This window comes from Verrucomicrobiia bacterium (assembly GCA_019634635.1).
Taxonomy (GTDB): Bacteria; Verrucomicrobiota; Verrucomicrobiia; order Limisphaerales; family UBA9464; genus UBA9464.
Genome location: JAHCBB010000025.1, coordinates 1 through 16,258, shown reverse-complemented (window position 1 = coordinate 16,258; position 16,258 = coordinate 1). Strand labels below are relative to the sequence as shown.

Below are 16,258 nucleotides of genomic sequence, written 5' to 3'. Positions count from 1 at the left end.
CGGCTCAGGAGGACTTTCGTGTTGCCCCACCACCGGCAGGGGGGTGGGCTTTACCGCCGGGCAACGTCGTTGCGCCGGGCTCCCGTCGTGCGGGCAACGTTAAATCATCCATACGTGGACGTTTCTTGGGAGGCGCCGCCAAACGAGGACTTCGAGGGCCCACAAGGGTTCTCGTGGCCTGTGACTTGCTTCGCCGTCCTCATTGAGCAGCTTCCCGTCACGAATGCTTGCCATCCTCCGACGTGGTCTGTTCCTGCTGGCGGTGGCCTTGGGAGTTCCGTTCGCCGTTTTGGCGGACGTGGTGATCCACGAAATCCATCACACACCCGATGTGAAGCAGGAGCCGGTGGAGTTCGTTGAGCTGTACAATACCGGACCGGGTTCCGTGGATCTTGGCGGCTGGCGCTTTGACGATGGAGTGGCGTATGAGTTCCCGGCAGGCACCCGGATGGAGCCGGGGGCGTTTTTGGTGGTGGCTGGGAACCCGGAAGCGGTAACCGAAAAATTTGGTGTGACCGGGGTGTTGGGACCGTGGACCGGGCGCCTCGCGGGTTCCGGCGAGCGGCTTCGATTGCGGCAGGCATCCGGCGAGGTCGCCAATGTGGTGGTCTATGGCATGGGATTCCCCTGGCCCACCGTCGGGGAGCCTCCCGGCTACTCCATCGAGCTGATCCATCCAGGGCTCGACAACACCGTCGGAGGCCACTGGCGGGCCTCGGTCGTGGGGGCATCCGATGCCAACGCAATCCCGCTGCGGGCTGCCCGCGAACGGTGGCGAATCTGGAAGGGAACGCGGGAGCCCTCCAATCCCCCGACCGCATGGCGGGATCCGGAATTTGATGACGCGGCGTGGGAGGAAGGACCGGGCCCGGTCGGATACGACCCCGAGGTGGCCATGGGGACGCGGCTTGCGGACATGCGGGGGGGCTACGTGCAGTTCTTCCTTCGCGGTGAATTTGACCTGAGCGAGGCCGAGGGCCTGGGGGGCCTTCGCCTTGACGCCCTGTTTGATGACGGCTTCAAGCTGTGGATCAACGGGCACCTGACGTTTTATCAGGGCCTGCCGCCCGGGGAGGTTTCGCGCCAGTCGCCGGCGACCGGTGAGGCGCGCGAGGACAACGCGTACCAGCGTTTCGAAGGCTTCCTGCCCCCCGGGGTGCTCCGGGATGGCCGGAATGTCATCGCAGTGCAGGTCGCCAACGTGAACCTTGGATCGAGTTCCGATGCCTTTTTCGACGCCCGCCTCTCGGGCCTGAGGGGTCCGGTGTCCCGGGGGCCCACCCCGGGCCGCACCAACAGCGTCCATGCGCCCAACGCCCCGCCCGCGGTCCGGGAGGTGACGCATCAACCGCGGTTCCCACGCTCCGGCGATCCGGTGAACGTCGAAGCGTGGGTGACGGATCCGGACGGCGTGGACGCCGTGCTCCTCGAATACCAGGTCGTGCGGCCCGGGGACTACATTGAACGGGAGGACCCTCGGTTTGAATCGGAGTGGATCCGGGTCGCCATGGAGCCCGTTGACGGCGCAAGGGATCGGTATGTGGCAAGGCTCCCGGACGAAGCGGTGCAGCACCGAACGTTGGTGAGGTATCGCCTGATCACCGCCGACGCCACCGGACTGGTCGGGGCGGCACCCCTTGAGGACGATCCGCAGCCGAATTTCGCGTTGTATTGCGACGATGGGGTTCCGGCGTGGTCCGGTGCGGTGCGACCGGGCGCCCCGGGGGACCCGGGGGCGGAATTTGTCGTGGATGCGGCGGAGATGAACCGGATGCCCGTGTACCGGCTGGTGGCGAGACGGCAGGCGGTCGAGGATTCCACGTGGCATGACCGGTCCCATGGCGATGAATACTTCTGGACCGGCACGCTCGTGGCCGATGGCCGGGTATACGACCACATCCGGTTTCGTCCTCGGGGCGGCGTCTGGCGGTACGCCATGGGCAAGAACATGTGGAAGTTCGACTTCAACCGCGGGCACGACTTCGAGGCCCGGGACAATTGGGGGCGTCCATTCCGCACCCGGTGGCGGAAGCTCAACCTGGGCGCCTCGATTCAACAGGGGAACTTCAATCACCGCGGGGAACACGGACTCTTCGAGAGCGTCGGATTCCGGCTGTTCCAGCTCTCCGGGGTTCCCGCGTCGCAGACGACCTTTGTGCAGTTTCGGATCGTGGACGACCTGCATGAAGTCGCGCCCGGCGACCCCTATTCCGGCGATTTCTGGGGGGTGTACCTGGCTGTGGAGCAGTTGGGCGGACGTTTCCTGGACGAGAACGGACTTCCAGACGGCAACTTTTACAAGATGGAGGGCGGCTTTGGGGATCCCAACAACCTCGGACCGGACGGGCCGGTGGATTCGTCGGACCTTACCGCGTTTTTGAATGCCTACTCTCCGGGATCCAATGCCGGTCTGTCGGACGACTGGTGGCGGGCGAACCTCAATCTGGAAGCCTACTACAGCTATCAGGTGATCGTGCAGGCGATCCACCATTACGATATTGCCGACGGGAAGAACTACTTCTACTACCGCAATCCGGTGGACCGGCGATGGACGGTCATCCCGTGGGATCTTGATCTGACCTGGGCGGACTCAATGTACCGGGCCGGCCGCACCGGCGGCGATGAACCGTTCAAGAGCCGCGTGCTTTCCAATTTCTCGCCCAATCCGGCCCGTCCGGCGCTTGCCCGGGAGTTTCGCAACCGTGTTCGCGAAGTTCGCGACTTGCTGTGGAACGTTGATGAGGCCTACCGGTTGATTGACGAATATGCCCGGCTCCTTCGGGGGTCGGCTCCCCACAGCCTGATTGATGCCGACCGCGCGCAGTGGGACTTCAATCCGATCATGGTCAATCCATCCATCGTGAATCTCGACAAGGCGGGCCACGGACGGTTTTACCGGTTCCCCGCCGGCCCTGGCGTGACCCGGGACTTTGGCGGTGCGGTCCAGCTCATGAAAAATTACGTGGGGAGCCGTGCCACCAACGCGACGTTCTCGCTCGACACCCTGGCTGCCGAACCGGGAATTCCCGACCGCCCAAGGCTCGCGTACCTCGGACCGGAAGGGTTCCCGGTGGACCGGTTACGGTTCAGCGTGGGGTCCTACGAGGGCTCCGCCCCGCTGCAGTCGGTGAAGTGGCGCGTCGGCGAGATCAGCCGGACGGGCCATCCGGGCTGGGACCCGGCGGGCCCGATGGCATACGAGATCCAGGCGGTCTGGGAGACGCCGGAATCGTTGCCGCCTTCCACGGCCATCGAGGTGCCCGCGCGGGCCCTGCGGGTGGGCGGGCTGTACCGCATTCGTGCGCGGTTCACCGACTCCGAGGGACGAACAAGTCATTGGTCGGCGCCGGTGGAGTTCACCGCGGGCGAGGCTGCGGAAGTTGGACTGCTCTCGCGGGACCTGCGGCTGACCGAGATCATGTATCATCCGCCCCCCGACGGGTTTGAATTCCTCGAACTGCACAACCCCCTTTCGAGCGCCTCCCTGATTCTGGATGGCGCCACCTTTTCCCGTGGCGTCGCGTACACCTTTCCTCCCGGCAGCCTCCTGCCGCCGGGCGGCTACGCGCTGCTGGTCGGCACCCCGGATTTCGGGGCCTTCCGGCAGTGGGCCGGTTTGTCTCCGGAGCATCTGGTCTTTGGACCCTACACTGGGGCACTGGACAACTCCGGGGAAACCGTGGAGCTGTTGGCCGCACCTGGCGGGGAGCGCGTTTTCCGTGTGACCTACGGGGATCGGGACCCGTGGCCGACCGAGGCGGATGGTGACGGGTATTCGCTGGTGCCCCGTCTGGGCGGCAGCGCGGCCCTCGACGACCCGGCCTACTGGCGCATCAGCACGGCCGTCGGAGGTTCCCCCGGGCGGTCCGATCTGGAACGACTGCTGCGCGTCGAGGACTACGCCCGGACGCCGGAAGGTTTGGCGGTCCGGTTCCTCGCGGGCGACGGCGTCCGATGGATTGCGGAGACGGGGACGCTGGATTCCGCATGGATCCCGGTGGCGACCAACACCGGTCCGGCGACCGTCCTGCTTCCGCTGACGGGCGAGGGTGGACTGCGCTTCGTCCGCGGCCGACGGGCGCAGGAGTGAACGGGATGCGGGCTTGGGAACACGTTCATGCCACTTGGGATATCGGGCAACGCCCTTCTGGCCCGCGGTCAACGGCCCGGGATCCAGGGGGGTATGCGGGGGTGACTTGGACGAGCCGGCGTTCGCCTCGTGGGAAAAGGGCGGCCATGCAGGTCTTGAATGCGCGCGTTTCGACTTCGGACCGAACTCCGGTGAAATGAAGAGATTCTCCGGCGATTCGCGACGCGTTTTGCATTGAAGTGGCCGGGTTTCGAATCCCCCATTGCCGCTCATGCCGCCGTGTCCCCCGTCGTCCCTTGCGGAGAATCTGGCCCACGTTCAGCAGCGCATCGCCCGGGCGTGCGCGCTCGCGGGACGCGACCCAGCCGAGGTAACGCTGCTGGCGGTTTCCAAGAATCATCCGCCGGCAACCGTCGCCTGCGCGTTCTCCCTTGGGGTCACCTGGTTCGGGGAGAACCGCATCCAGGAGGCGCGTGCCAAGATTCCGGCCTGCCCCGGTCGCGCCCGGTGGCACTTCATCGGACACCTCCAGTCCAACAAGGCGCGCGACGCGGTCGCCCTGTTCGAGATGATTGAAAGCCTCGACAGCCTCGAACTGGCCGCCGCGCTTCAAAAGCAGGCGGAGAGGCAGGCCCGGACCGTTCGGGTTCTCGCCGAGATCAACGTGGCGGGGGAATCCTCGAAATTCGGGTGGCATCCGGACCGGTTTCTCGACGAATTGATCGCATTGAACGCCTTTCCACGGCTGGAGCTTCACGGCCTGATGACCGTGGCTCCTTGGTCGCCGGATCCGGAGCGGGCGCGGCCGGTCTTTCGTCGGCTCCGCGAACTTCGCGACAAGGCCGCCGACCGGTTGGGGGTGCCCCTGCCGGTCCTGAGCATGGGCATGAGCGGTGATCTTGAACCTGCCATCGCCGAGGGAGCCACCTGGGTCCGGGTGGGCACCGCGCTGTTTGGTGCCCGCCCCCGGCCGGCCAGGCCGTCCGGCGAAGGAGACGAGGCGGCCTGAACGGCCGCCGATTGTGCGGGGGCTTCACCCATTGCACAAAACCAAACTCTTTGCTTGAACCGGGAGGAAATCGGCGATAGAGACCGCGTTCCTTTTGGAGGAAAGAATTTCACCATGGCACGCATCTGTCCGATTTCCGGCAAACGCCCCGTCAAGGGCAATCACATCTGGCGTTCCGGCAAGGCGAAAAAGAAGGGCGGCATCGGCACGCACGTGACCGCCATCACCAAGCGCCGTTTTATTCCCAATCTGCAGACCGTCCGCGCCCTGCTGCCCAACGGGCAGGTGAAGCGCATCCGCGTCGCCACGAGCGTGCTCAAGAAGGGTCTGGTGACCAAGGCGCCAAAGCGGACGTGGAAAAAGCCGGCCGAGTAGCCCGGGCCGGCCCAGCGGCCGGAGCCCGTGGGACATCCGCACGACGCCTGCCGCTTCGAGCACTGGCGTCCGCAGGCGCCGGAGCGTTCGCCGTCCCGCTGGTTCCGTCACGGACCTAGCGCCGGCTCATCGCCCGCTGGATCTCCCGATCCGCCTCCCGTTTCTTGATGTCCTCGCGCTTGTCGTAGGAGGCTTTGCCCGTGCCGACGGCGAGCCGGACCTTGACTTTCCCGTTCTTCCAGTAAAGGGCGAGCGGTACGAGTGCGTGTCCCTTGACCGCCGCCTGGGCCTCGAGTTTGCGGATTTCGGTGCGGTGGAGCAGGAGGCGGCGTTTTCCCTTCGGCGGGTGGTTGTGGAGGTTTCCGTGCGAGTATTCGTCAATGTGGGCGTTGTGCAGCCACACCTGACTCTCCTCCACCCTCGCAAAGGCATCGGCGATCTGGGCGCGCCCCTGGCGCAGGGATTTCACCTCGGTGCCGCGCAGGACGATCCCCGCCTCGTAGGTGTCGAGAACATGGTAGTCCCGCCGGGCCTTGGAGTTGGTGACGATATCTCCCATGGGACGACGGTTCCTCTGAACTGGACGGGCGGTCGCCCGTCCATGCGTCATGCAGACCGAAGGGCTGCGGTGACGCGATTCAGGCGGCCGCTTTGCGGACCCGCTTGCGCTTTGGGGGCTCGATGACGGAGCCCGGAACTTCGGACTCCAGGTCGTAACCGATCTTGTCCTCGAGCAGCTCAAGGAGCGCGATGTCGGCGACGCCCATCTCAGGCGTCACGGTCACGAGGGGTTTGTTGAAGCCGCCGCCGCCTGAGTTGAGCTGCCGCACACGGCGGGAGATCACGTTGACGAGCACGTGGGGATTGCCGATTTTTTCGAGCGCTCTGCGGGTCAGTTCGGAATTCATGCGTTGACGGTTCTCGGAAACGAGTCGCCCACGATAGGCGGGAGGGCCGGGGCGGCAATCGAAAATTCAACGTCCCGGCTTGGCGGGCCGGGAGGCTGGCGATAGCGTCGCCCCCATGCTCCAGGCGATGCGCTTCGCAGGACTGGTGATTGTGGCGGTATGGCTGGGCACAACCGTCTTCCTCACCTTTGGCGCAGGGCCCGCGTTTTTCTCCCCGGCGATGCTGGAAGTGCTCCCCAGGTACCATGCCGGGCGGGCCGCACAGATCGTCCTGGAGTCCTTCTTCGAATTTCAACTGGTCTGCAGCTGGCTGGCGGCTGTGATCGTCCTGGTGGACTGGGCGACCACCGGACGGCTGCCCAGGAAATGGATCCTCGGGCTGCTTGGACTGCTGCTGGGGCTTGTGCTGCTCGGCGGCACCATGGTTCAGCCCCGACTTCGGAAGCTGCACGCCATCATGTATGCCCCCAATACGACCCTGGTGCAGAAGGAGGAGGCGTCGGCGTTGTTCCGGCGCTGGCATGGCTTGTCCCAGGCAGGAAACCTGGTCGTCCTCGCCGGCGTGCTGCTGTACTTCTGGTCGCTGACCACCCCGCCGCCGGCACGTCCGGGCATCTCCTATCCGACCCGCATCGGCTGAATGACACGTCGGGTCGGACGCCCGGACGCCCGGGCCTTGGCTTCAGGCGGCCGCAGCGGCCTTGCGCCGCCGGGCCTTGGGGACCCGTGGTGCATCACTCCAGAGCCCCTCAAGGTCGTAGTGCTTCCGCACATCGGGTTTCATGAGGTGAACGATGACATCGAAGAAATCCACGACGATCCAGCGCGCCTCGGTGTGCCCGTCCGTGGCCGCCGGCCGGAGTTGGTGACCGGACCGCAGGCCGTCGAGGAGTTCGGACTCGATCGCGCGCAGGTGCGGTTCGCTGGTCCCCGTGGCGATCACGAAGAAATCGGTGACGTCGGAGACCTGGCGCACATCCAGGATCAGGACGTCCTCCGCCTTTTTGTTCTCGACCAGTTCGCGACACAACAGCGCGAGCTTCTTGGAATCCATTCAGGCGGAGGGTGACGGCATGGCGCCCGGCGGACAAGATCCCAGTGGTCCGCCTCGAGTGCGGCTTCGGAGGTTGGGCGTCGCGGCAGCTGTCATCGGGCTCCGGGAATTGCGGAGGCGGGCGCTTTCCCGGTCCCCGAAGTCCCGGGCGCGTTGGTGGCCTGGCGGCGCAGTTCCTCAATGCGGTCCGCCGGGTTGGGTGGGAGGCGGCGGCCGGGAGCCCCGGCGGCGTTGGTGGAGCGATCCGGCGGCGGTTGCCACGGGCGGGAAGCCTTCCGGAGGAGGGTTTCCAATTCCCCGACCACTTCGGGATGTGCCGCGGCGACGTTGCTGGTTTCTCCGGGATCCATCCGGAGGTTGTACAGCTCCAGCGGCCGGTCCGTACCGGGCAGGACGGCTTTCCAGTCGTCAAGCCGTGCCGCGCGCTGCTCCCCGCGGTCGTGCAGTTCCCAGTAGAAGGGGCCCGGACGCCGCCGTTGGGGGCGTCCGAACAGCGCCGGGGCAATGGAAACGCCGTCCAGGTCCTTCGGGGCCTGCGTTCCGGCAATCTCGGCCAGTGTGGGGAGCAGATCCCAGGCGGCGACCGGCAGCTCGTTGGTGGTACCGGGGGCGATCGTTCCGGGCCACCAGGCGATCAGCGGTACACGAAGTCCCCCCTCGTACAGGTCGCCTTTGATGCCGCGGAACGTCCCCGCACTTTGAAAGAAGGCGGGGTCCACTCCCGCCGGGTTGTGCGGGCCGTTGCCGCTCGTGAACACCACCAGGGTGGTGTCGTCCAGCCGCCGCCGCCGAAGATCCTCAAGGACGTGGCCGACCATGGCGTCGAGCCGCGTGATCATGGCTGCCTTGCGCTTTTCGGGGAGGGGCCAGTCTTTACCGGCGTAGTCGCCGAGATTGGGAACCTCCATGCCGTTGGTGCCCAGAGCGGGATTGGCCTGGGGCAGGGTGGGGGCCAGGCAGAGGAAGAACGGCCGGTCCTCGTAGATGCGAATCACATTGGTGGCGGCGCGGAGGAGCCAGTCGGGGCTGTACTCGGTGCGGCGTCCCTCCTGGTTGCCCGGCAGGAAGAACGGCACGGAGTTTCGCCACAGGAACACCGGATAATGGTCGTGGGAGTGCGTCTGGTCGAGATGGCCGAGAAACTCGTCGAAACCCTGCGCGTTGGGGTGGCCGGTGGTGCCTTCCCAGCCGAGGCCCCACTTCCCGACGAAGGCGTTCCGGTAGCCCGCGTTCCGGAGGACCTCGGCGATGGTGATGTCCGCGGGTTCGAGGGGCACCTGGGTGTTGCTGCGCACCCGGCCGTGGCCGGAGTGGAGTCCGGTCATCAGCGCGCACCGGCTCGGGGCGGACACCGCATTTCCCGCGTACGCCTGGGTAAAGCGCATCCCCTCGGCCGCCATGCGGTCCAGGTGCGGCGTCCGGATCCGTGACTGTCCGTAAGCCCCCAGGTCGCCATAGCCCAGGTCGTCGGCGACCACGATGATCAAGTTGGGCAGCGGACTCGGCCGCGAGGGGCGGGCCGCCTGTGCAAGGCCGAGGGCGGCAAAGGCCAGCAGACCTCCCAGGGCCCGTCGGAGGCCGAACCGATGAAGACGCGACATGGCGTCAACGTGCTTGGTTCCCGTGATCAACGCCAGAGCGGGACGCGCCGCCGTTGATTTCCGAGGCCGCAGCGGGACGCTTCGGCGCGGGCTTCACGACCGCCGCCAGCACCGCGCCGGCGATCACGAAGGCGGCCGCGTCGTAGGCGGCATTCAGGAGCAGCCAGGGCCATGGATGGAACCAGTAGATCCCGGGCCCGAGCACCATGAAGCTGGCGCCGGCAACGCCCGCGAGCGACACCAGCAGCAGGCGTTGACCAAATCGTGGACGGGCGGCGAGATGCAGCAGTCCGGCGAGCAGGAAGGTCGTCCCCCATCCGTGCAGAAATCCGGCTGCAAGCACCGACGGAGCCATGACATCGAAACCGTCCCGCCGGTAGTGGATGCTGACCACGGGTCCCTCACGGTGCGATGGGGCCGCCCGCGTCCGGTCGCCGGGGGCGGAGGGGATCCGATAAAATCCGTCGTTGGGGAGGGCCTGCCGAAGGGTCTGGGCCAGCTCCGCTTCATCCACCGAGGGCCGCTCCACGTAGACGAAGGGAATGGGGCAGGTCCAGAATCCCGCACCGAAAACGAACATGGCGACAGCGGCGAGGAAACTGCCAAGGAACAAGCGTGTCATGGGGGCGGCAGGCCCTTGGCGGGAGCTTGAGTTTGCGGTGCTGCAGGAGGCCGGGTTCAGCCCCCCTTGCGCGGTTGCCCACGGCGGCCCGCCGGACCCTGTCGGGGCGCCGTGCGTCGGGGTGTCTCCCGCCGGATCTCTTCACGGGACGCCGTGCCACGAGGGTCCCGTGCCTTCGGGAACTCCCGCGGATCGAGTGGACGCTTCCGAGCGCGCGGCTGTTCCGCAAGGGGGGTGGCACCCGGCAATTCCGCCTTGGGCGGCGGTGGCACCACGACCAGCGGTGCTTTGTCCTTCGCAGGCATGAGGCAGCCTGACACGGCGGCAGCTTCGCGCAATCCTGATAACGGCGCCGAGGCCCGGCGAATTTGGACGAGGAGAATTTCGCGAGAGCGGACGAACTTTCGCTGGGGCGCATCTTCGACGGAATCTCTGCGAGGTGGGACAAGTTTTCGCCGAATCGGAAACGGGGTCGGCATTGGGTTGCGTGTCAGGGCCTGAGGGACGGGTGGTGTGTGCGAGGGAGGGGTCAGGGTTCGCCCGGGGCGGGTGGTGACGGTGCGGTGGTCATCCCGCGGCGCCGGAGCATTTCCTGCATCGCCTGATCCATCGCATGGTCTGCCAGAGGACGGCTTACTTCATCCAGGCGGGCCGTCGCGGCCTTGAGTCGCTCCGGGTCGCCCGTCTTGGTCCTCGGATTCTCCTGCGACAACACCGCCTCCACGCCCTCGATCGCCTCAAGCAACTGCCCCCGGTATTCATCGTCGAGGTCCCGGTCGTAGGTGGCCATCGTCTTGCGGGTCGCGGTGAGCGTTTCGCCGGCGCGCAGTTTCGCCTCGATCCATCGCCGGGCGCGCAAGTCGTCAAACGCATGCTCGACGGCCTCTTCGACCATCTTCTGGACGTCCGCGTCCGCCACATCCACGGCGGACTTCAACGCCACCGTCTTTTCGCGTCCGGTTTTCACGTCCCGGGCAAGCACATGAAGGACGCCGTTGGCATCAATTTCGAACTGTACGCCGACCCTCGGCACCCCCTTGGGGGCGGCCTCGAATTCCAGGTCGAACCGGCCAAGGGACCAGTTGTCCGCCGCGCGTTCCCGCTCCCCCTGGAGAACGTGGATCAGCATCGAGCGCTGACGGTCCACCGCAGTGGTGAACAACTCGCCGGCCTTCACCGGAATCGTGGAGTTCCTGGGGATGATCACATTCATCAGCCCGCCAAAGGTTTCGATGCCCAGCGAGAGCGGTGTGACGTCGAGCAGCAGCAGGTTTCGGAAGCCTCCGGAAAGGATCTCTGCCTGGATGGCGGCCCCAAGGGCGACGGCCTCGTCGGGATGCACAGCGGTGTTCAGATGAGGGCCCGATTTTTCGTGGAAGGCATCCCCCAGTCTCAGATCGCCCCGAGCCTCGTCGAACTCCACACAGCCAAACCAGGAGGCCACCAGCCGCCGGACCAGCGGCATGCGGGTCTGTCCGCCGACCAGCAGCACTTGCGAAAGATCCCGGGGCTCCAGCCTGGCGTCCGAAAGCGCTCGAAGGCAGTGCGCACGGGTCCTCTCAACCAGGTCCCGGGTCAATGTCTCAAGGGTCTCCCGCGTCAACTGATGGCTGAAGCTGAACGTGGGGGTGAGAAACGGCAGGGTGATGTCGGCCGTGGTTTCCGTGCTCAGCCGGATCTTGGCGGTTTCGGCCGCCTCCCGCAGCCGACCGAAAAGAACCGGATCCGAGACGGCCTCGGGACCACCCGCCTGCACGACCAGAGTGGCGAGGTGATCCGTGATCCTCCGGTCGAGGTCATCCCCGCCCAGGCGGGTGTTGCCGTTGGTGGCGAGCACCTGGAACACACCGTCATTGAGCTCAAGAAGGGAAAGGTCAAACGTGCCGCCGCCGAGGTCGTAGACGGCGATTTTCGCACGGTCCTTGAGGCGGTTGAGTCCGTAGGCCAGCGCGGCCGCGGTGGGCTCGTTGACGATGCGCTCCACCTGGAGCCCCGCCAGCTCCCCGGCGCGGATCGTGGCGTTGCGCTGGGCGTCGTTGAAGTAGGCGGGGACGGTGATGACGGCGCGGGTGACCGGCTCCCCAAGTGCGGCCTCGGCAATGCGGCGAAGCTCCTTGAGGATCTCGGCGGAGATTTCCTCCGGGGACCAGTCCCGCCCCGGGAGCTGGATGGTCACCGGGCCCGATCCCCCGGCGGATACCGGATAGCCCACCCCAAGCTCCTCCTGCGGGATTTCATTGCCACGACGGCCCATGAAGCGCTTCACGGAGGACACCGTCTCCCGGGGCCTCAGGGCACGGACCCGCTGCGCAGCGCGTCCCACCACGGGCGTGGCGTCGGGCGAAGCCACGTGGACCACGGATGGCACCAGGCGCTCCCCGTGGGCGTCCGCAAGGACGTATGGGATCCCGCTGTCCACCACTGCGACCAGGGAGTTGGTGGTCCCGAGGTCAATGCCGACGATCTTGCTCATGAAACGGGGCGACAGTGGGGGCATCCTGCGCTCGCGGCAAGCGGACCTCAGGCGCCGGCGAATCGCGGGAACCCGCCTACGGCGCGATGCGGCTGTCCAGTTGGAAGAGCTGTCCGGATGTGTCCCGGAATCCCGCGATCTGGCAGATGCATCGTGCGGCTTCGTCGGGATCCCCCAGGCGGCCAAGGACATTCTCCGCGGCATGGGCCCGGAGTTGTTCCGGCGGGAGGTGCCCGACCATCGGGGTCCGGAGGAATCCCGGGGATACGGCGTTGACGCGGATGCCCGAAGGGCCGACTTCGCGCGCAAGCGACCGGGTCAGGCCTGCAAGTGCGGCCTTCGACGCGGCGTAGGCGGTCTGGCCGGCACGGCCCACGCGTCCGCCGAAGCTCACGATGTTGAGGATGTGTCCCTCCTTCTGCTGCACCATGGCGGGCAGAACAGCCCGACAACAGTGGAACGCCCCCTTCAGATTGACTGCGAGAACGCTGTCCCAGTCATTTGAAGACGTCCGGACCAGCAGTTCGTCCCGGGAAATGCCGGCGTTGTTCACCAGCACGTCGAGGCGGCCCCACCGCCGGAGCACTGCATCCACCGCGGCGGTGGCGGCGTCGGCTCGGGTGACATCCAAAGGCGTCGCGAACGCCGCCTTCGGAAGCGTGTCCGGTGCGGTGTGGTGCCATCCTGCGGCCACGGACCATCCCTCCGCTGCAAATGCGCGTACGAGGGCGGATCCAAGGCCGCCCATGGCGCCGGTGATCAGTGCGACCCGGCGGGCGGGCGTGGTCATGGGGCTGCCGCCACCTCCGGCGGCCGGCGGATCCACCGGCCCCCGATCAGTGTCGCGGTCACCGGCCCCTCATGGGCGATCACGGCGGCGGCGGACTCCCGGACGCCGCCCGCAAATGGGAGGGCCACGCAATCGGCGTGGGCGCCGGCCGAGAGTTCACCGGCCCTCCCCCCGAGTCCGAGCGCGCGGGCGGCGCGGACGCTGGCATATTCCAGGGCGGCCTCCGGGGACAGCGTGGCATCACGACCGATGAACTCCCGCAATTCCGCCAGCATGGACAGTTGGGGCGGGCCGGTGCGGGGGGGGCGGGTGGATGCGAGACTGTCGGTCCCGAGGCAGACGTTGACCCCGGCTTCCTCCAGTTCGGTGCGCGGGAACCGGCGATGACCGAAGTACGCGTGACTCTGTGGACAGTGCACCACGTGGGCGCCGGCCCGCGCGAGGCGGGAGGCATCCCCATGCCAGAGGTAGTTCACATGCACGGCGAGATGGCGGGGGCCGAGCAGTCCGCAGCGCTCGAGGTGTTGGATGGGGGAGCCCAGGCCGCAATCCTCCATGGGTCGCTGGGACTCGAGCCAGTCGAACATGGGGCCGCGGCGGAACATGAACATCTCGAACTCGGCCTCGGATTCCGAGACGTGGGTCGTCGTGCGCCAGTTTTCCCTGGTGGCGACCTCGGCGGTCAGGGCCAGCAGGGGAGGCGTGGTGGAGTAGGGCGCATGCGGCGAAAGCCCGAATCCGCCACCCTCGACCGCCAGCCCGGCAATGGCTCGCAGGGTTTCGTGCACGATGGCCCCCGGATTGCGACCGCTGCGGACCCCTGTCATCTCGAGGAACGAATGGACCCGGAGCGGTGTGGCACTGCGGCAGTCGGTCAGGAGTTCGGGGACACTTTCGATGTTGGCCACCGTGGTTGTCCCCGATTCCAGCAACTGCCGGGTGCCTGCCAGCCACGAGGCTGCGAAGTCGGAGTAGGCCCACTCCCCCTTGAGGGCCAGCAGGGACTTGATCCAGTCGGAAAACGTGCGGGGCGGGCGGAGGCGTCCGGCAAAGTGGGTGTAGTCCAGATGGCAGTGCGCGTTGACGAGGCCTGGCAGGAGGAGGACTTCGCCGAGGTCAGTCGCGGGCCCGCGGACCGCGGCTCGCAGGTCGCTCCAGCGGCCGACCGCTTCAATGCGGCCCCGTGAAATCAGAACCGCGCCGTCCTCGAGGGGCGGCGCGGTGACTGGCAGAACGATTCGGGCCCGCAGGAGCACGGGGAGGGATTACAGGGCGGTCGTCCGGCGCTTCTCCTTCAGCCGCGCGGCGACCTTGTGTTTCTTGGCCTTCGCGCGGCTGTGCCTGGCGCGGATCTGCTGTTCGAGCTTTTTGACCGCGAGATCCACGGCCGCATAGAGATCGGCCTCGCGGTCCTCGGCGTAGAGGTCGTTGCCCCGGATGCCGATGCGGATCGAGCACTTGTAGGTCTTGTCCGGGGACCGTCCGGTGTGGTCCTTCTCGAGGCAGACCCGGGCGTCAATCAGCCACCGGTCAATATGCTCCAGTTTTTCGATGCGTGCGAGCACGTGGTGCTCGAGGGCATCCGTCAGGGTCACGTTATGCGTGGTCAGTATGAACTTCATGACAACCCCCGCACTCTGACCGGGGCGGGGGAAGATTCAATCGCGCGTTGCACGGCGCGGCTGGCGGGCTCCTTGAGGGGGACTGCCCGTGCCCCGGACCCCGTGGACCATCTCCTTGTGTGCCGGGGCGGCAGGCTTGCCTGGCGCAGGCCGCCGCCTAGGCTCGGCGGCGTTCACCGGAACACGGAACCATGAGCACCGAGGAGCAGATTGCGGATTTTCGGGCGTCTTACGCAGCGGTCGTCGAGGAGATCGGCCGCGTCGTGGTGGGGCAGGGGGCCATTGTGGACGGCACCCTGCAGGCGATTTTTGCCGGCGGCCATGTGCTGCTGGAGGGCGTGCCCGGGCTCGGCAAGACCCTGCTCGTGCGCACGCTGGGGGACGTGCTTGACCTGAGCTTCAACCGCATCCAGTTCACGCCGGATCTCATGCCGGCCGACATTGTCGGCACGAACCTGGTGGTCGAACTCCCGGACGGCCGCCGCCAGTTCCAGTTCCAGCGTGGTCCGGTCTTCGCCCACCTGCTGCTGGCCGACGAGATCAACCGGGCGACGCCCAAGACCCAGTCGGCGATGCTCGAGGCCATGCAGGAACGACAGGTGACCGCCGGTGGGGAGATTCGCCGGCTGGAGGAACCGTTCTTCGTGCTGGCGACGCAGAATCCCATTGACCAGGAGGGCACCTACCCGCTGCCCGAGGCGCAACTCGACCGGTTCTTCTTCAAGCTGGTCGTGGGCTATCCGTCGGCGTCGGAAATGACCGAGGTGCTCAACCGTACGACCGAGGGGGAGCCGGTGAAGCCCTCCAAGGTGCTTGATGGTCCGCGGCTGCGGGAGCTTCAGCGTCTGGTCCGTCAGGTGCCGGTGGCCACGCACGTCAAGGACTACGCGGTGCGGCTCGTGCTGGCGACGCACCCCAAAACGGAAACCGCGGCACCGATCACCAACCAGTACCTTCGGTTTGGCAGCAGTCCGCGCGGGGCGCAGGTGCTGTTGCTGGCAGCGAAGGTCCGCGCCCTGACCGAGGGACGATTCAATGTCAGCTTTGACGACATCCAGGTTGTCACCCCCCCGGCGCTCCGCCATCGGCTGATTCTCAATTTCGAGGCGGAGGCCGAGGGCATGACCACCGACCACGTCATCGCCCAGATCCTGCAGGATGTCCCGCGCGACGCGACCGTCGGTGCGGTCGGCTGAAGACGAGCCTCGCCTCGGCCGCCGGCACCTCGTGGAGCAGGGCTTCGCCCGAGGATCCAAAGGATCGCGGTCCCTCAGTCCTCCACCCAGGTCCAGTCCCAAGGCCAGCCCGAGGCCCAGAGGGCACGCGGGTGGCGGTCGCCCGGCCGGGCGCGGACGAAGCGCTTCTCCCCAATCCATTCGGCATGGCCATCGCTGAAGGACTGGTTGTGCCCCGCCGGCGTGTTCGCGTAGTTGACCGGACCGGAAACCGGCAGCGCTCCGCGGATGCCGTGATTGGAAATCCAGGAGTTCTTGGAGGAGAACACCTGCGTGTGATCCGCGGTCAGGGGCCCCATCGGGTCCCCGCTTCGCGCCGGGGACCATGCGCCACGGAACCGGGGTCCGGACAGCCCGGTCAGGATCATGAAATGGTCCACGTGGAGCAGGCCCTTCTGGTCGAAAAGGCGCGGAGCGGCATCGAGGCGCGAGGGACACAACCAGACCGTCCCGGGCCGGGCTTTCTTGATGTCCGTGCT

15 protein-coding genes are annotated in these 16,258 nt (G+C 66.8%); 5 read left to right on the top strand and 10 right to left on the bottom strand.

The genetic code is table 11. The annotated features are described in order from the left end of the window. Nucleotides 1-223 precede the first annotated feature (223 nt). From KF791_15265 to rpmB, 3 genes are all read left to right on the top strand, one after another. Nucleotides 224-4,090: a lamin tail domain-containing protein gene (locus tag KF791_15265; protein MBX3733934.1), complete on the top strand. Its 3,867-nt coding sequence runs from the start codon at nt 224-226 to the stop codon at nt 4,088-4,090. 271 nt (nt 4,091-4,361) lie between these two features. Next, nucleotides 4,362-5,099 carry a YggS family pyridoxal phosphate-dependent enzyme gene (locus KF791_15260; protein MBX3733933.1) on the top strand — a complete coding sequence of 246 codons (738 nt, stop codon included), beginning with the start codon at nt 4,362-4,364 and terminating at the stop codon, nt 5,097-5,099. 114 nt (nt 5,100-5,213) lie between these two features. Continuing rightward, nucleotides 5,214-5,474, top strand: a complete 261-nt coding sequence (gene rpmB / locus KF791_15255) for a 50S ribosomal protein L28 (GenBank protein MBX3733932.1) — start codon at nt 5,214-5,216, stop codon at nt 5,472-5,474. Between the two features lie 115 nt (nt 5,475-5,589). Here rpmB and smpB read toward each other — a convergent pair whose 3' ends face one another. Further along, a complete protein-coding gene (gene smpB, locus KF791_15250; protein MBX3733931.1) occupies nt 5,590-6,033 on the bottom strand; it encodes an SsrA-binding protein SmpB in 444 nt (147 codons plus the stop codon). Between the two features lie 79 nt (nt 6,034-6,112). Next, nucleotides 6,113-6,382: a DNA-directed RNA polymerase subunit omega gene (locus tag KF791_15245; GenBank protein ID MBX3733930.1), complete on the bottom strand. Its 270-nt coding sequence runs from the start codon at nt 6,380-6,382 to the stop codon at nt 6,113-6,115. Between the two features lie 115 nt (nt 6,383-6,497). Between KF791_15245 and KF791_15240 the strand changes: the two genes are divergently transcribed. Continuing rightward, nucleotides 6,498-7,022: a DUF4149 domain-containing protein gene (locus KF791_15240; protein ID MBX3733929.1), complete on the top strand. Its 525-nt coding sequence runs from the start codon at nt 6,498-6,500 to the stop codon at nt 7,020-7,022. Nucleotides 7,023-7,064: 42 nt separating this feature from the next. Here KF791_15240 and rsfS read toward each other — a convergent pair whose 3' ends face one another. The 7 genes from rsfS to raiA all read right to left on the bottom strand — a co-directional run bounded on the left by rsfS (nt 7,065) and on the right by raiA (nt 14,544). Continuing rightward, nucleotides 7,065-7,436, bottom strand: coding sequence for a ribosome silencing factor (gene rsfS, locus KF791_15235; protein ID MBX3733928.1), 372 nt, complete (start codon nt 7,434-7,436; stop codon nt 7,065-7,067). Between the two features lie 92 nt (nt 7,437-7,528). Then, on the bottom strand, nt 7,529-9,037 hold the full coding sequence (locus KF791_15230) for an arylsulfatase (protein MBX3733927.1): 1,509 nt from the start codon (nt 9,035-9,037) through the stop codon (nt 7,529-7,531). A 4-nt stretch (nt 9,038-9,041) separates the two neighbouring features. Then, nucleotides 9,042-9,659: a hypothetical protein gene (locus tag KF791_15225; GenBank protein ID MBX3733926.1), complete on the bottom strand. Its 618-nt coding sequence runs from the start codon at nt 9,657-9,659 to the stop codon at nt 9,042-9,044. Between the two features lie 529 nt (nt 9,660-10,188). Continuing rightward, the gene (locus KF791_15220; GenBank protein MBX3733925.1) at nt 10,189-12,132 is read right to left on the bottom strand and encodes an Hsp70 family protein; all 1,944 of its coding nucleotides are present in this window, start codon (nt 12,130-12,132) and stop codon (nt 10,189-10,191) included. A gap of 76 nt (nt 12,133-12,208) precedes the next feature. Further along, the gene (locus KF791_15215) at nt 12,209-12,922 is read right to left on the bottom strand and encodes an SDR family NAD(P)-dependent oxidoreductase (GenBank protein MBX3733924.1); all 714 of its coding nucleotides are present in this window, start codon (nt 12,920-12,922) and stop codon (nt 12,209-12,211) included. Next, nucleotides 12,919-14,178 carry an amidohydrolase family protein gene (locus KF791_15210; protein MBX3733923.1) on the bottom strand — a complete coding sequence of 420 codons (1,260 nt, stop codon included), beginning with the start codon at nt 14,176-14,178 and terminating at the stop codon, nt 12,919-12,921. The genes KF791_15215 and KF791_15210 overlap by 4 nt, the downstream gene beginning before the upstream one ends. A 9-nt stretch (nt 14,179-14,187) precedes the next feature. Further along, nucleotides 14,188-14,544, bottom strand: coding sequence for a ribosome-associated translation inhibitor RaiA (gene raiA / locus KF791_15205; protein MBX3733922.1), 357 nt, complete (start codon nt 14,542-14,544; stop codon nt 14,188-14,190). Nucleotides 14,545-14,735: 191 nt separating this feature from the next. Between raiA and KF791_15200 the strand changes: the two genes are divergently transcribed. Beyond that, the gene (locus KF791_15200) at nt 14,736-15,740 is read left to right on the top strand and encodes a MoxR family ATPase (GenBank protein ID MBX3733921.1); all 1,005 of its coding nucleotides are present in this window, start codon (nt 14,736-14,738) and stop codon (nt 15,738-15,740) included. 74 nt (nt 15,741-15,814) lie between these two features. On the opposite strand, the gene KF791_15195 is transcribed toward KF791_15200, so the two are convergent. Beyond that, on the bottom strand, nt 15,815-16,258 hold a 444-nt coding region (locus KF791_15195; protein ID MBX3733920.1), incomplete at its 5' end, for a hypothetical protein.

Coding starts and splice junctions, on each gene's coding strand:
- KF791_15265 (MBX3733934.1), top strand. CDS start 224: ATGCTTGCCATCCTCCGACGTGGTCTGTTCCTGCTGGCGGTGGCCTTG.
- KF791_15260 (MBX3733933.1), top strand. CDS start 4,362: ATGCCGCCGTGTCCCCCGTCGTCCCTTGCGGAGAATCTGGCCCACGTT.
- rpmB (MBX3733932.1), top strand. CDS start 5,214: ATGGCACGCATCTGTCCGATTTCCGGCAAACGCCCCGTCAAGGGCAAT.
- smpB (MBX3733931.1), bottom strand. CDS start 6,033: ATGGGAGATATCGTCACCAACTCCAAGGCCCGGCGGGACTACCATGTT.
- KF791_15245 (MBX3733930.1), bottom strand. CDS start 6,382: ATGAATTCCGAACTGACCCGCAGAGCGCTCGAAAAAATCGGCAATCCC.
- KF791_15240 (MBX3733929.1), top strand. CDS start 6,498: ATGCTCCAGGCGATGCGCTTCGCAGGACTGGTGATTGTGGCGGTATGG.
- rsfS (MBX3733928.1), bottom strand. CDS start 7,436: ATGGATTCCAAGAAGCTCGCGCTGTTGTGTCGCGAACTGGTCGAGAAC.
- KF791_15230 (MBX3733927.1), bottom strand. CDS start 9,037: ATGTCGCGTCTTCATCGGTTCGGCCTCCGACGGGCCCTGGGAGGTCTG.
- KF791_15225 (MBX3733926.1), bottom strand. CDS start 9,659: ATGACACGCTTGTTCCTTGGCAGTTTCCTCGCCGCTGTCGCCATGTTC.
- KF791_15220 (MBX3733925.1), bottom strand. CDS start 12,132: ATGAGCAAGATCGTCGGCATTGACCTCGGGACCACCAACTCCCTGGTC.
- KF791_15215 (MBX3733924.1), bottom strand. CDS start 12,922: ATGACCACGCCCGCCCGCCGGGTCGCACTGATCACCGGCGCCATGGGC.
- raiA (MBX3733922.1), bottom strand. CDS start 14,544: ATGAAGTTCATACTGACCACGCATAACGTGACCCTGACGGATGCCCTC.
- KF791_15200 (MBX3733921.1), top strand. CDS start 14,736: ATGAGCACCGAGGAGCAGATTGCGGATTTTCGGGCGTCTTACGCAGCG.